Source organism: Variovorax sp. GW531-E2 (assembly GCF_059423125.1).
The window spans coordinates 1-14,230 of the sequence record NZ_JBWKXQ010000098.1 but is presented as its reverse complement, the minus strand read 5'-3'; the positions used below and the strand labels follow the sequence as shown (position 1 = coordinate 14,230).

12 protein-coding genes are annotated in these 14,230 nt (G+C 68.2%); 8 read left to right on the top strand and 4 right to left on the bottom strand.

The window, feature by feature from the left end:
• Positions 1-219 precede the first annotated feature (219 nt).
• From AC07XP_RS31250 to AC07XP_RS31240, 3 genes are read left to right on the top strand one after another with little or no spacing between them, the layout of a single operon-like run.
• Positions 220-1,524 carry an alanine racemase gene (locus AC07XP_RS31250; RefSeq protein WP_495266849.1) on the top strand — a complete coding sequence of 435 codons (1,305 nt, stop codon included), beginning with the start codon at positions 220-222 and terminating at the stop codon, positions 1,522-1,524.
• 20 nt (positions 1,525-1,544) lie between these two features.
• The gene (locus tag AC07XP_RS31245; RefSeq protein ID WP_495266848.1) at positions 1,545-3,029 is read left to right on the top strand and encodes an N-acyl-D-amino-acid deacylase family protein; all 1,485 of its coding nucleotides are present in this window, start codon (positions 1,545-1,547) and stop codon (positions 3,027-3,029) included.
• A gap of 42 nt (positions 3,030-3,071) precedes the next feature.
• On the top strand, positions 3,072-4,031 hold the full coding sequence (locus tag AC07XP_RS31240) for a LysR family transcriptional regulator (RefSeq protein WP_062481526.1): 960 nt from the start codon (positions 3,072-3,074) through the stop codon (positions 4,029-4,031).
• Positions 4,032-4,064: 33 nt separating this feature from the next.
• Here the strand turns inward: AC07XP_RS31240 and AC07XP_RS31235 are convergent, their stop codons facing one another.
• The 3 genes from AC07XP_RS31235 to AC07XP_RS31225 are packed head-to-tail and all read right to left on the bottom strand — an operon-like array spanning position 4,065 to position 7,547.
• Positions 4,065-5,507, bottom strand: a complete 1,443-nt coding sequence (locus tag AC07XP_RS31235) for an aldehyde dehydrogenase family protein (protein WP_495266847.1) — start codon at positions 5,505-5,507, stop codon at positions 4,065-4,067.
• 18 nt (positions 5,508-5,525) lie between these two features.
• Positions 5,526-6,722, bottom strand: a complete 1,197-nt coding sequence (locus tag AC07XP_RS31230) for an ABC transporter ATP-binding protein (protein WP_495266846.1) — start codon at positions 6,720-6,722, stop codon at positions 5,526-5,528.
• Positions 6,723-6,758: 36 nt separating this feature from the next.
• On the bottom strand, positions 6,759-7,547 hold the full coding sequence (locus AC07XP_RS31225) for an SDR family oxidoreductase (RefSeq protein ID WP_495266845.1): 789 nt from the start codon (positions 7,545-7,547) through the stop codon (positions 6,759-6,761).
• Positions 7,548-7,877: 330 nt separating this feature from the next.
• On the opposite strand from AC07XP_RS31225, the gene AC07XP_RS31220 reads away from it, so the two are divergent.
• The 5 genes from AC07XP_RS31220 to AC07XP_RS31200 all read left to right on the top strand — a co-directional run bounded on the left by AC07XP_RS31220 (position 7,878) and on the right by AC07XP_RS31200 (position 12,137).
• Entirely contained in the window at positions 7,878-9,101 is a 1,224-nt protein-coding gene (locus AC07XP_RS31220; RefSeq protein WP_495266844.1) for an ABC transporter substrate-binding protein, read from the top strand.
• Between the two features lie 90 nt (positions 9,102-9,191).
• Positions 9,192-10,082: a carbohydrate ABC transporter permease gene (locus AC07XP_RS31215; protein WP_307696993.1), complete on the top strand. Its 891-nt coding sequence runs from the start codon at positions 9,192-9,194 to the stop codon at positions 10,080-10,082.
• A complete protein-coding gene (locus AC07XP_RS31210; protein WP_495266843.1) occupies positions 10,079-10,933 on the top strand; it encodes a carbohydrate ABC transporter permease in 855 nt (284 codons plus the stop codon). Before AC07XP_RS31215 ends, AC07XP_RS31210 begins: the two co-directional genes overlap by 4 nt.
• 127 nt (positions 10,934-11,060) lie before the next feature.
• Positions 11,061-11,639, top strand: coding sequence for a DJ-1/PfpI family protein (locus AC07XP_RS31205; RefSeq protein WP_153282122.1), 579 nt, complete (start codon positions 11,061-11,063; stop codon positions 11,637-11,639).
• 75 nt (positions 11,640-11,714) lie between these two features.
• Positions 11,715-12,137: a ribbon-helix-helix domain-containing protein gene (locus AC07XP_RS31200; protein ID WP_495266842.1), complete on the top strand. Its 423-nt coding sequence runs from the start codon at positions 11,715-11,717 to the stop codon at positions 12,135-12,137.
• A 29-nt stretch (positions 12,138-12,166) separates the two neighbouring features.
• Here AC07XP_RS31200 and AC07XP_RS31195 read toward each other — a convergent pair.
• On the bottom strand, positions 12,167-14,230 hold a 2,064-nt coding region (locus AC07XP_RS31195; RefSeq protein WP_495266841.1), incomplete at its 5' end, for an autotransporter family protein.

The window sequence follows — 14,230 nt, the reverse complement described above, 5'->3', positions numbered from 1 at the left end:
CATGCCATCGAGGCCTGTGCACAGACGGTGCCCACGCTCGACGAACTTTCTCCCGGACACTACAGCGCCTGCATCCGAACGCCATGACTCACCCCCAGTCTTCGCGCACTTCGTGTCGCTTCGCCAACCCCCTTGCAGGGGGCAACACCAGCGGCCCGGCAAAGCCGGTTCCGCGGTGTTCCACGACCACGCGACAACCCTCATGAACCGAGAGCTCCAATGAACACCCTGCCCTCCTCTCACGACCTCATCGACCCGCTGCTGAGCGATCGTTTCAAAGGCTACCCGCGCACCCAGCCGCCGCGCCTGCGCAGCGAAGTCGGCGCCGCCGGCTGGCACGTGCTGGCCGGCGACCTGCCGCTGCCGCTGGCCGTACTCAAGCGCGAGGCGCTGGAACACAACCTCCAATGGATGCAATCGCGCGTGCGCGAATGGGGCATCGACCTCGCGCCGCACGGCAAGACCACCATGTCGCCGCAGCTGTTCCAGCGCCAGCTCGACGCCGGCGCCTGGGGCCTGACCTTTGCCACCGTCACGCAGCTGGCCGTGGGCGTGGCCGCAGGTGCGCGCCGCACGCTGATCGCCAACCAGGTCGTGAGCGATGAAGACCTCGCGGGCATCCAGCTGCTGCTGGCCGACCATGCCGATCTGCGCGTCGTGTTCCTGATTGATTCGATCGCGCAGCTGGCGCTGATCGAAGACTGGTCGAAGCGCCATCCTGCGAGCGTGCCCTTCGAGGTCATGCTCGAGGTCGGCATCGACGGCGGACGCACCGGTTGCCGCACGCATGCGGAAGCGGTCGCCGTGGCGAGCGCGGTGCGTGCCAGCGGTGCCGCGAAGCTGGTGGGCATCGAGAGCTACGAAGGCCTGAATGCCACCGGGTCCACCGAGCAGGACACGGCCTTTGCCAAGGCCCTGATGGACCGGATCGAAGCCGTCGCGCGTCATTGCGACACGCAGCAGCTCTTCGAGACCGACGAGGTGCTGGTCTCGGCCGGCGGCTCGGCCATCTTCGACCTCGTTGCCGGGCGCCTGAAGCCCGCACTGGGCTCGCCAGTGCGCGGCCTGCTGCGCTCGGGCTGCTACGTCACGCACGACCATGGCTTCTACAAGCGCATGGTGAATGTGGCGGATGAGCGCATGGGGTGCGAGTGCGGCGAAGGGCTGACGCCGGCGATGGAGGTCTGGGCCAACGTGCAGTCGCGGCCGGAGCCGGGGCTGGCGATTCTCTCGGTGGGCAAGCGCGACATCTCTTTCGACATGTCCATGCCCATCCCCATTGCGCATGCAGCACGCGGTGCATTGCAGTCGCATGCGGTGCCCGCCAGCTGGAAGGTCACGGCACTGAACGACCAGCATGCCTACCTGCGCTGGGACGCGAATGACGAAGCGCAGGCACCGGTCGTCGGCGACCGTGTCGGCCTGGGCATCTCGCACCCCTGCACCACCTTCGACAAGTGGCACTGGATGCCCGTGGTCGAAAACGACTACCGCGTGAGCGATGCGGTCGTGATCCATTTCTGAGCAAGGCGGCGCATTCCCCCATGAACACACAGAAGAACAGCGCGACGCTGCTCGAAGGCGGCCTCGTGGTCGACGGCTCGGGCGGCCCCTCGTGGCCCGGCGACGTGCTGCTGCAGGGCGACCGCATCCTCGCGCTCGGCGAAGGCCTGCGCACACGGCTGCCTGAAGGGCTGGACATCGCGGACGTCGACGTGGTCGATTGCCGCGGCAAGGTGATCGCGCCCGGCTTCATCGACGCACACACGCACGACGATGCCATCGTGTTGCGCGACCCGCTGTGCCTGCCCAAGGTGTCGCAGGGCATCACCACCGTGGTCACGGGCAACTGCGGCATCTCGCTGGCGCCGTACCGCACGCCGCAATCGAAGCCGCCGCTCACGCTGTTGGGCGCGGACTCGTTCAAGCACGCAACCATGGCCGAGTACCGCGCCGCCGTCGATGCGACGCAGCCCGCACTCAACGTGGCTGCGCTCGTGGGCCACACCACGCTGCGCTTCGCGGCGATGCAGGCACTCGACCGGCCCGCGAACGGCGATGAACTGGCGCACATGGCCGCGTTGCTCGACGACTGCATGGCCGCGGGCGCGCACGGCCTGTCGTCGGGGCTGTTTTACGAAGAAGCGTTTGCAGCACCGGCCGAAGAGGTCACCGCGCTTGCGCGCGTCGTGGCACGCCATGGCGGCGTCTACGCCACGCACCTGCGCAGCGAGATGCAGCAGATCATCGAGGCGATGCACGAGGCCGGCGACTCGGCGTTCGAGGCCGGCGTGCCCTTGATCATCTCGCACCACAAGTGCGCAAGCCCGGCCAACTGGGGCCGCACGAAGGAGACCCTGCCGCTGATCGACGCCCTGTCGCAGCGCCAGGAGATCGCGATGGACGTCTATCCCTACGTGGCCGGTTCCACCGTGCTGCGCGAGGACATGGTGGATGGCGTCATCGACGTGCTGCTGACCTGGTCCGAGCCCCACCCGGAGATGACCGGGCGCCTCATCGCCGACATCGCACGCGAATGGGGCACCACCGAGCAGGAGGCCAGCCTGCGCCTGAAGCCTGGCGGCGCCTGCTATTTCCTGATGCAGGAAGAAGACGTGGAGCGCGTCATCGCGCATCCGCGCAGCATGATCGGCAGCGACGGCCTGCCGCACGACCGCCATCCGCACCCGCGGCTGTGGGGTGCGTTCCCGCGTGTGTTCGCGCGCTACTGGCGCCAGCGCAAGCTCTTCACGCTGGAGCAGGCGGTGCACAAGATGACGGGCATGACGGCGCGCAACCTGCGCATCGCCGATCGCGGCCTGCTGCGCGTCGGCACCATGGCCGACGTGGTGGTGTTCGACCCCGAGACCATCACCGACACCGCCACCTACGACCAGCCGCTGGGCGTGAGCGAAGGGATCGAACGCGTGTTCGTGAACGGCGTGCTCGCATATCGTGGGGCGAACGAGGCGCGCGTGCTCGCGCGCGCGGGGCGCATGCTGACACGGCAGCCACGCGCCGCGAACTGAGCGTCGCCGCGCCCCTTCCCCGCCATCCCGTAGAGTGCACGCATGATCGAATCCACCACCCTTCGGTACTTCTACGAGGTCGCGGCCTTTGGCTCCGTGCGCGTGGCGGCGGAAAAGCTCTTCGTCGCCCAGAGCGCCGTGAGCCGGCAGATCGCGCTGCTGGAAGACGAACTGGGCGTGCCCGTCTTCGAGCGCCACGCGCGCGGCATGGCGCTGACCGCAGCCGGCGAACTGCTGCTGCGCTATGCGCAGGACAACAAGACGCAGCTGGCCGACCTGAAGGGCCAGATCCACGAGTACGAGACGCTGGCCAAGGGCCACGTGCGGGTGGGCTGCGTGGAAGGCATCCTGCACGGCCTGCTCACCAGCTTCATGCCGAGCTTCATCCGGACGCACCCGGGCATCACCTTCTCGCTCGATCTCATGGGCTCGCATGCGGTGGGCGAGTCGGTGGCGGAGCACAAGTACGACCTGGGCATCCTGTTCGGCGCCTCGCCGCGCCCCGACCTCATCGAGCTGCAGAAGATCGAGCAGCCACTGTGCGTGATCGCTTCGACGCAGCACCCCCTGGCACAACAGCGCAGCTGCACGCTCGCGGAAGTCGCCGACGCGCCGCTGGCCTTGCCCGACCGCTCCTTCGGCCTGCGCCAACTGGTCGACCGCGTCAGCTCCAAGGGCAAGTTCAAGCTGAACATCGCAGTCGAGACGAATTCGCTGTCCTTCGCGAGCCGGCTGGTCGCGGAGTCGGACCTCATCACCTTCCAGCCGAGCGACGTGGTCGCGCCGCTGATCGAGGCCGGCAAGGTGGTGGCCATTCCGCTCACCGATGCGTCGCTGCGCTCGGCGCGCGCCACGCTGGTCGCGAGCTATTCCCGGCGGCTGTCGCTCGCGGCCAATCACCTGTCGCAGTCGCTGATCGCCTACATGCAGGGGTGGCAGCGGCCCGTGAAGCCGGGGCGCGCCACCGCCGCTCGCACGCCCGCCAGGGGAAAGCCGGAGTAGTCCCCGCGCGCGGGATCGTCGGCATCGAAGGGCTCAACCCGGCAGCGTGACCGTGATCATCTTGACATCGGTCATCGCCTCCAGCGTGTGCATGCCGCCCAGCCGGCCGATGCCGCTCTTCTTGCCGCAGCCGCCGCCGAAGGGCAGGTGGATTTCCCACCAGGTGGTGCCCGCGTTGATGTTGACGATGCCGGCGGGGATCGCCTTGGCCATGGCGATGCCGCGGCCGATGTCTTGGGTGAAGACGCCCACCGAGAGTCCGTAGTCGTTCTGCAGGGCCAGCGCCAGGGCCTGCGCTTCGTCCTGGAAGGCGATGACTGGCACGACCGGGCCGAAGGTTTCTTCGCGGCACAGCCGCATGTCGGGCGTGACGTCGCGCACCACGGTCGGCTCGAAGAAGAGGTCGCTGCCCAGGTCCGGCCGCGCGCGGCCGCCGCACAGCACGCGTGCACCCTGTTCAACGGCCTCGTCCACATGCGCGCGCACCTTGGCCGCCACCTGGGCGTTGTTGAGCGGCCCCATGGTCGTGGCGGGATGCAAGGGATCGCCCAGCACCTGCTCGGCGGCCTTGGCGACCAGCTTGTCGCAGAGGCGGTCGACCACGCTGGCATGGGCCAGCACGCACCCTGTCGCCGCGCACACCTGCCCTGCATTGAAGAACGCGCCGCCTGCCGCTGCAGCGGCTGCGGCATCGAGGTCGGCATCCTCGAAAACGATCAGGGGTCCGTTGCCTCCGAGTTCGAGCAGCAGGGGCTTTCCGGCGCCTCGCTCGGCGATGCGCTGGCCCGTCGCGGTGCTGCCGGTGAAGGCGATGGCGGTCACGTCCGGGTGCACGACCACCGCATCGCCCACGGTCGCGCCCTCGCCGATCACCAGGTTGAGAACGCCAGCGGGCAGACCGGCCTTTTCGATGACTGCCATCAGCGCGCAGGCCACGAGCGCGGTGGACGGCGCAGGCACCCAGACGAGGGTGTTGCCGGTGGCGATGCCGGGGGCGAGGTATTCCACCGGGATGTTGACCGGGAAGTTCCAGGGCGTGATGACGCCATACACGCCGCGCGGCTGCCGCAGCGTCATGACGAGCTTGCCCGGGTCTTCCGCCGGCAGCGTCTTGCCGCCCATCTGCTTGACGAGTTCGGCGGCAAGCCGGAAGCCGTCGGCGGCCTTGGCGGCTTCGCCGAGCGCCTCGGCCAGGACCTTGCCCTGCTCGCACGACAGCGTGTGCGCGAGGGCCTCCCGCGCGGCATCGATCTCGGCCGCGATCGCCATGCACATCGCGGCGCGCTCGAACACGGGCGTGGCGGCCCACGCCTTGGCCGCGGCCTTGGCGGCGGCCACTGCCTCGTCCGCCGTTTCGCGGCCCGAACGGGGCACGGTGGCGATGGTGTCGCCGTTGGCCGGGTTGACCACCGGCAGGGTGTCGACGGTGGTCGACCAGCGCCCGCCGATGTGGTTGCCCGTTTCGACTTCGGACATGCAATGGTTGCGCATGGCCTAGCCGTACGAATACGCGATCGACGCGGCGTGGCGCTGGCCTTCGCTGCCGCCGGCACGCGCGTCCACGCTGGACGCGGACGGCCTGTACCCGGCCGGCGCCGGGGCCGCGACGCCCACATGGCGCTCGGTCTGCGCGTCGAAGCAATGGGTCGATGCGGCCTCGCGGACCTGCAGGTGCACGAGGTCGCCGGGCTTGAGGGCCACGCGGTCGTGCACGGAGACGCACCAGGGCGTCTCGCTGCCCGCCACGGTGCCGTAGATCTGCGTCTTGTCGCCCGTCGACTCCGTGAGGATCACGCGCAGCGCCAGGCCCTCGGGGGCCAACTGCAGATGCTCGGGCCGCAGCCCCAGCAGCACGTGCTGTCCATCGGCCAGCAGCGGCGTGCACCCGGAAGTCGGCAGGTCCCAGGCCTGCCCGTCAGGCAGCGCGAGCCAGGTGCGGCCGTGTGCGCGATGCACCTGCCCCTGCGTGAAGTTCATGGCGGGCGAGCCGATGAAGCCCGCCACGAAGCGATTGACCGGGCGGTCGTAGAGCTCGATCGGCGCGCCGACCTGCTCCACCCGGCCCGCGCGCATCACGACGATGCGGTCGGCCATGGTCATGGCTTCCACCTGGTCGTGCGTGACGTAGACCATGGTGTTGCCCAGGCGCTGATGCAAGGCCTTGATCTCGGCGCGCATCTGCACGCGCAGCTGCGCATCCAGGTTGGACAGCGGCTCGTCGAAGAGGAACAGCGCGGGCTCGCGCACCACGGCGCGGCCCATGGCAACGCGCTGGCGCTGTCCGCCCGAGAGCGCGCGCGGCAGGCGATCCAGGTACGGCGTGAGGTTGAGCAGGCTGGCGGCCTTTTCGATGCGCGGGCGGAAGTCGCTTTCGACCTCGCCGCGCGTGCGCGGGCCGAAGGCGATGTTCTCGTAGACCGACAGGTGCGGGTAGAGCGCATAGCTCTGGAACACCATCGAGATGTTGCGCTTTTGCGGCGACAGGTCGTTGGCGCGCGCGCCGCCGATGCGCAGCTCGCCGCCGCTGATGGGCTCCAGCCCCGCGATCATGCGCAGCAGCGTCGACTTGCCGCAGCCCGAGGGGCCGACCAGCACGACGAACTCGCCGTGGGCAATGTCCAGGTCGATGCCGTGCACGACGGGCACGCCCGCGAAATCCTTGCGCAGTTGCTTGAGTTGAACCTGAGCCATGGGGTCTCCTTGTCTTTGTGGAAGTGAGTCGCTGGCTCAGTAGTCTTCGACCGTGATCTCGCGGGCCATGGGCAGGATGCCCGCCATGAGGCCCGCGTCCACCGGCAACGCCACGCCCGTGATGACGCGCGCGGCGGGCGACGCCAGGAAGAGCACGGCATCGGCCACGTCGTCGGGTGTCGCGAAGTCGCCCAGCGGGTACCACTTCTTCAGCTGCTCGAACACCTGCGGGTTCTTGTCGGCCCGCGCCTGCCAGGCGGGCGTCTTGACGGTGCCCGGCAGCACGATGTTGGCGCGGATGCCGTAGGCGCCCAGCTCCATGGCGAGCGACCGGGTGTAGCTGACCAAAGCGGCCTTGGCCGCGCTGTAGGCCGGGTGGCCGAGCGTGGTCAGCGCGTTGACCGAGCCGATGAGCACCAGCTGCCCGCTGCGGCGCTCGACCATGGCGTGGCGCACCGCCTCCACGCAATGGAACGCGCCATTCAGGTTGAGCTGGATGTCGGCCTGCCAGTCCTGCGGCGTGGTCTTGCGCACCGTCGGCCCGCGCGCGGCGCCCACGTTCGACACCAGCACGTCCACCGGGCCGACAGCCGCAACGGCCGTGGCCACCTTGTCGCACAGGCCTGCGCAGTCGGTGACGTCCGCGACCAGGGGATGCAGCCGCGCCAGGTCGTCGGCACTCACGCCCTGCCCGGCCAACACGGCCCCCAGGCCTTCCAGTGCGCCCGCGTCGTGGTCCAGCGCGATCAGCCGGTCGCCGGCTTGCAGTACGCGGCGGCACAGGGCCTGGCCGATGCCGCCCGCGGCGCCCGTGACCAGCGTCACGCGCCGGGACGGCGCGCGGGGATGACTCGAAGACGGAGTCGAAATTGATGTGTCCACGCAATGCGCCCTGTGAATTGCCAATACCTCTCCCGACCGGGCGGCAATGAATTACCGCGCGCAATTCGAGCTCGAATTTTGAAGCGTACAGGACGCCGTTGGAATTTGGCCTTCAATATTTCGCAGGCAGGGTTCTGTTTTTTAGAAATCAAGGGTTAGCTCTATCTATGGCGCCATTCGACCGACTCGTAAGATAAAAAAGCGAAAGCATTGATCGCAGCATAGTCAGGCGTAGATTTAATTCATTTCCAATCACTTTACGAGGAATTAAATATGAAAAACCGAAATAAAACTCTATTGGCAGGCGCAATTCTTCTGGGTCTTTCCTCCCTCACGGCCCAGGCAGGAAATATCCGCATCGCCATGTCCAGCTACAGCGACAACACGCGCCCCTGGCTGGAGGCGCTGGCCCGGGACTACGAAAAGGCCAACCCGGGAGACAAGGTCAAGGTCGAGGTGGGAAGCTGGGAGAACATGCAGCAGAAACTGCAGGCGGAAATCGCCAGCAACAACCCACCCGACCTGGCCCACGTCGCGACCCGCTGGGTGGGCGATTTCGTGAACGACGGCCTGGTGGAGCCGGTCGACAATTACGCCAATGCGGCGTTCAAGGACCAATTCATTCCGGCATTCCTGAAAGCCGGCAATATCAATGGCAAGCCTTATGCGCTGCCTATTGCGGCCAGCGTGCGCGCGATGTTCTATAACAAGGACATGCTGAGCAAGGCAGGCTTTCCCAATGGCCCCAAGACCTGGGACGACGTGATTGCCGCCGCGAAAAAGATCAAGGCCACGGGCGCCTATGGCTATGGCATCCAGGGCAAGGATCTGGATACCGACACTTATTTCTACTACGCGCTGTGGAGCATGGGCGGCGACGTGCTCGATGCCGGCAACAAGGCCGCCTTCAATTCCCCGACCGGCGTGAAAGCCGCCACGCTCTACAAGAGCATGATCGACCAGGGCCTGACCGAGCCCGGCGTGGCCGGCAACACGCGCTACGACCTGCACAACCTGTTCAAGCAGGGGCGTTTGGGCATGGTCATTTCGCTGCCGCCGCTGGCCAAGGAAATCGCCAAGGACGCGCCGCAATTGAAATACGGCATCACCGGCGTGCCCAACGGCGGCAAGGACATCACCTTCGGCGTGACCGATTCGATCATGATGTTCAAGACCTCGAAGAACAAGGAAACCGCCCAGAAATTCCTGAACTTCATGTTCTCGAAAACCGCGCGGCTGAAGTTCGACCAGGGCGAAGGCTTCATGCCGGTGACGCGCGAGGTCGCCAACGACCCCGTATTCAAGGACGACCCGGTGCTCTCCGAGTTCGTGACCCTGCTGCCCAACGCGCGCTTCGCCCCGCTGGTCGCCGGCTGGGAAGACTCGGCGCAGGCCGTCACCAACGCGCTGCAGGCCATCTACCAGGGCAAGGCGGAACCGAAGGCGGCGCTGGACAAGGCCGCGGCCGAGGCCAACACCAAGCTCAACAAGAAGTAAGCAAGCAAGCCCCGGGGCGCAGCCCTGGGCTGCGCCAGCTTCCCGCGTGTCGCACCACGCCCAACCACGCCTATCCGATCGAATTGCCCTATGCAGAATCCCGTTCGAGGCCCTGCCCTGGCTTGGGGGCTGATTGCGCCGAGCCTGTTGCTGACCCTCTTCATCCTGGCCTACCCGCTGTCCACCCTGGTGTTCCAGTCGGTGCACGACATCTCGCGCTTCGGCCTGCTGCGGGCCTTCAACGGCCTGGACAACTTTCGCACCGTGTTCACCGATCCGGTGTTCGCCCATGTGGTGTGGCGCACGGTGCAATGGACCGTGTGCGTGGTCGGCGGTGCGGTGCTGTGCGCTGTGCCGATCGCACTCATCCTGCAACAGGATTTCTATGGCCGGGGCGTGGCGCGCACGATCGTGATGCTGCCCTGGGCGGTGTCGCTGACCATGACGGCCATCGTCTGGACCTGGTCCTTCAACGGCCAGTACGGCATGGTCAATGCGAGCCTCGCGATGGTCGGGATCATCCAGGAGCCGATCAACTGGCTGGCAGACGGACAGCTCGCGTTCTGGGTCGAGGTGGGCGTGGGCATCCTGGTGTCCATCCCCTTCACCGTCACCATCTTTCTTGGTGGCCTGTCGTCGGTGTCGCAGGACATCTACGAAGCGGCCGGCATCGAAGGCGCGTCGCGCTGGCAGCAGTTCCGTCGGCTCACGCTGCCGCTGCTCAAGCCCTTCATCCACATGGCGATCGTGCTGAACGTGATCTACGTCTTCAACTCGTTCCCCATCATCTGGATCATGACGCAGGGCGGGCCGGACAACGCCACGCACATCCTCGTCACCTGGCTGTACCAGCTGGGCTTCCGCCTGGGCCGCCCCGGTGAGGCAGCCGCCATCTCGCTCGTGATGCTGGCCTTGCTGCTGGCCTTCACCGTGTTCTACCTGCGCCTGCAGAAGCGCCAGTCCGCGAAGGCCGCCGCATGATCCGCCCCGACAAACTCGTGCGCAGCCTCTGGTGCTGGCTGCTGCTCGCGCCGCTGGTGGCCGTGGTCGTCTTTCCGCTCGCGGTGATGTTCTTCACGGCGCTCAAGCCGGCGTCCGAGATCTACGTCTATCCGGCGCGCTGGTTGCCGCAGCAGTGGCAGTGGAGCAACTTCTCCGCCATGTGGGCCCAGACCGGCTTCGGGCGCGCGCTGCTGAACAGCCTGCTGGTGTCGCTCTCCGCCACGGTGCTGACGATTGCCGTGAGCGTGCCTTCCGCCTACGCGCTGGCGCGCCTGAAGTTTCGCGGCCAGGGCGGCTACCGGCAGTTCCTGCTCATCACGCAGATGATCTCGCCCGTGCTGCTGGTGGTGGGCCTGTTCAAGATGGCGGCCAGCCTGCCCTGGTTCGAGGGCGGCAACATGACCGACTCGCGGCTGTCCGTGGTGGTGGCCTATGGCGCCTTCGGCATTGCCTTTGCCGTCTGGATGATGACCTCGTACTTCGAGACCATTCCGCGCGACCTGGAAGAGTCGGCCTGGCTCGAAGGCTCGGGCCCGGTGCGCACGGTCTGCAAGGTGTTCCTGCCGCTGGCCTTGCCGGCCATGGCGGTCACGGCGCTGGTCACCTTCGTCAATGCCTGGAACGAGTTCGCCGTGGTCTACACGCTGATCCGCTCCACGGAGAAGCAGACGCTGACCGTGCTCGTCACCAACATGGTCGCGGGCCAGTACGTGGTGCAGTGGGAGCTGGTGATGGCCGCCGCCATCTGCGCCGTGGTCCCGGTCGCCATCCTGTTCGCGTGGATGCAGCGCTACATGGTGCAGGGCTTGACCGCGGGCTCGGTCAAATAGCGACCGCAGCGGCATCACAGCCCGCTGCTACCCGCTGCGCCCGCCCCCTTCGAATAATGCGGCGACGGCCGGCGCGCACCCTGCGCCGGCCGGTTTCGCTACACCTCATCCGAAGGAGACAAACCCGATGGCTCGCAAGATCCTGATGCTCTGCGGCGACTACGCCGAAGACTACGAAACCATGGTGCCGTTCCAGACCCTGCTGGCCGTCGGCCACACCGTGCATGCGGTAGCGCCCGACAAGAAGGCCGGCGACTGGGTGCACACCGCCATCCACGATTTCGAAGGCGCGCAGACCTACAGCGAGAAGCCGGGCCACCGCTTCACGCTGAACGCCACCTTCGACGACGTGCGCCCCGAGGCCTACGACGCGCTCGTGATCCCCGGCGGCCGCGCGCCCGAGTACCTGCGCATGCACCCCCGCGTGGTCGAGATCGCCCGCCACTTCCTCGCCACCGACAAGCCGGTGGCCGCCGTCTGCCACGGCGCGCAGCTGCTCGCGGCCACGGGCCTCATCAAGGGCCGCAAGGTGTCGGCCTACCCGGCCTGCCAGGTCGAGGTGGAACTGGCAGGCGCCGAGTACATGGGCATCCCGGTCGACCAGGCCGTGACCGACCGCAACCTCGTCACCGCACCGGCCTGGCCGGCGCATCCGGCGTGGCTGTCGCAGTTCCTCGTGGTGCTGGGCACCCGCATCGAACACTGACCTGAACGGATGGGCGCGGGCGGCGCTACAGTGCGGCGTCGCCCCGATTCACCCTGCCTCTCGAGGAGATGGCCCATGTGCGAAGTCTTCATCAGCGCCGATCCGCAAAGCTACGACGCGCGCACGCGCTCGGTGCGGCTGCACGGCGTGGTCACCAGCATCCGGCTCGAGAACCTGTTCTGGCAGGTGCTCGAAGAGATCGCGCAGCGCGACGGCATGGCCGTGGTGCAGCTCATCGAGCGGCTGTACGACGAGCTGGTGGCGGCGCGCGGCGAGGTCGGCAACTTCGCGTCGTTCCTGCGCGTGTGCGCGTTGCGCTACGAGGCGATGGTGGCGCAGGGGCGGATTCCGGCCGACACGTCGGTCGCGATCCGCTCGCTCGATGCGAACGCCGTGCTGCATGAACTGCCGCAGGGTTGGGGGCGGCCGTCGCCCGTGTCGCAGTCCGGCGAGGCCCGCGTGCACACGCTCCACGCCGCCGCGCGGCGGCATGCGTAGACGCCGCCCTTGCGCGCCCCTTCACGAGATCACCAGCGCATCTTCACGCCGACGCTCGCATTGACCCCGCTCTTGATGCGCGAGTCGCCGCCGGAGCCCGACCACAGCTTGCCCAGCTCCACATACACGCTCGTGTTCTCGGCCACCTGCAGCGTGGCCCCTGCCGCCAGCTCGGTGCTGCTGCCGCCGGTGCGCGTCGCGATGTCGGTGAAGCCGGCCGGGCCGACGAAGCGGGTGACGTCGGTGCCGCGGCTGCTGCGGTGGAAATTGACCCGCACATAAGGCTGCAGCACCCCGGCGCTGGTGACGAACTCGCCCTTCACGCGCACGCCGGCGCGTGCCCGCCAGCCGTTGTGGCTGTTCTGCTGCACGAGCGCGCCGGAGATGCCCGTGTCGCCCAGGCTCACCCGCTGGTGCACCAATTGCACCTGCGGCTCGACGGTCCAGTTCTGCGCGATGGGAATCGACTGCCCCACCTCGATGGACGCCAGCAGGCTGTTGCCCTTGCCGCCCCGGGAGAAGCCCAGCGTGGGTCTGGCGGTGTAGCGGTGGCGCCCGGCCTGCAGCACGCCGTCGACGTACACGCCGCTGGCGTGCTTCCAGGTGGCATAGGCGCCCAGGTATTCGCTCTTCTGGTTGTTGGTGCCCACGCCGAGGTTCGCCAGGCCGCTGGCAAAGCCGTTCACGCGCATGTCGCCGTCGAGCTGGCCGACGTACACGCCTGCGTGCCAGTCGGGGTTGGCCCACAAGTCGGTGCCGGCCTGGAAGCCCGTGAGGCGCCCCTTGCTCGTGGGGCTCACGGTGCCGCCCTGCGCGATGGTGCGCTCGGTGCTGATGATGCGCCCCCACGCCTCGCGGTAGCCCTGCGTGGGCTTGGCCGGGTTTGCGCCCGCTACAAGGTCCTCACCCATGCGCAGGCGCCTGTTGCCGAGCATCGCGAGGCTGGACTGGCGCAGCTGCTCGGGCAGCGCGGCGTACAGCGGCACTTCGGCGCGGTAGGTGGGCACGACGAGCACGGGCACGACGCCGGTGCCGCCAGTGCCCGAGCCGCTACCGCCGGCAGGCGGCGTGACGGGCGGGACAGGCGTCACGGGCGTCACGGGTGCGGCGGTCGAGCGCAGGTACCAGTTCTCGCCCGCGCCGGCAGCGTCGGCCGCATGCAGCCGGTACTCGTAGGCGCCCGCATCGACGTGCACGCCGGCCAGCACGAACGCGCTCTTCGTGGTCTGCGCGGTGGTGGTCGCGCCGTTGAGGGCGCTGATCACCTCGATGCCGTTGCCGGTGGTGAGCGCGCCCAGGCCGCCCAGGTTGGTGATCTGCACGTTGGTCGTGCCGCTGGCGACGGCGGTGGCACCGCTCAGGATGAGTCGGTCGCTCGCACTCGCGCTGCCGCCCAGCGCGGTCCCCAGTCGCAGCGTGCCGCCGTTGCCCACCCAGGGACCGTTGACGGTGAGCATGGTGCCCGGCACCGCGCCCACCAGCGAGACGGTGCCACTGTGGGCCATCGACGCGAGGGTCTGGCTGTTGCCGGCCAGGTCGAGCGTCGCGCCGGTGGCCACGGTGAAGGGGCTCGCGCTGCTGAGCACGTTGGCCGCGCCCGCGCGCAGGGTGCCCGCCGCGACGTTGGTGGCGCCCGAGTGGGCGTCGGCACCGCTCAGCGTCAGCACGCCCGCGCCGATCTTCACCAGATCGCTGGCGCCGGAGATCGCGCCGGTCCACGTCAGGGCGTTCCCGTTGGTGTCGATGGTGCTCGTGCCGCCCAGCAGCAAGGCGTTGCTGACGCTGAGGCCGCCGGCGCCCGCGATGACGCTGGCGGTGGCGCCCGCGCCGATCGAAATCGCGCCCGTCATCGACGAGCCGGTGTTCAGCGTGAGGCTGTTGGTGCCGCCCGTGAATGCGACCGCCGCGGCGCGCGTGACGCCGTCGCCGCCCAGGCCGCCCGAGATGGTTCCGCCGTTGGTCAACGCGAGGTTCGCGCCGGTCACCCCGACGCCGCCCACCCCGTTGGCACCGCTCGGTCCGCCGTTGCTGTTGGCCCCGCCAGCGCCGCCCGCCCCACCGGCGATGGTGCCGGTGTTGGTGAGGGTTACGCC

Coding starts and splice junctions, on each gene's coding strand:
- AC07XP_RS31230 (WP_495266846.1), bottom strand. CDS start 6,722: ATGGCTCAGGTTCAACTCAAGCAACTGCGCAAGGATTTCGCGGGCGTG.
- AC07XP_RS31240 (WP_062481526.1), top strand. CDS start 3,072: ATGATCGAATCCACCACCCTTCGGTACTTCTACGAGGTCGCGGCCTTT.
- AC07XP_RS31210 (WP_495266843.1), top strand. CDS start 10,079: ATGATCCGCCCCGACAAACTCGTGCGCAGCCTCTGGTGCTGGCTGCTG.
- AC07XP_RS31205 (WP_153282122.1), top strand. CDS start 11,061: ATGGCTCGCAAGATCCTGATGCTCTGCGGCGACTACGCCGAAGACTAC.
- AC07XP_RS31250 (WP_495266849.1), top strand. CDS start 220: ATGAACACCCTGCCCTCCTCTCACGACCTCATCGACCCGCTGCTGAGC.
- AC07XP_RS31235 (WP_495266847.1), bottom strand. CDS start 5,507: ATGTCCGAAGTCGAAACGGGCAACCACATCGGCGGGCGCTGGTCGACC.
- AC07XP_RS31245 (WP_495266848.1), top strand. CDS start 1,545: ATGAACACACAGAAGAACAGCGCGACGCTGCTCGAAGGCGGCCTCGTG.
- AC07XP_RS31200 (WP_495266842.1), top strand. CDS start 11,715: ATGTGCGAAGTCTTCATCAGCGCCGATCCGCAAAGCTACGACGCGCGC.
- AC07XP_RS31215 (WP_307696993.1), top strand. CDS start 9,192: ATGCAGAATCCCGTTCGAGGCCCTGCCCTGGCTTGGGGGCTGATTGCG.
- AC07XP_RS31220 (WP_495266844.1), top strand. CDS start 7,878: ATGAAAAACCGAAATAAAACTCTATTGGCAGGCGCAATTCTTCTGGGT.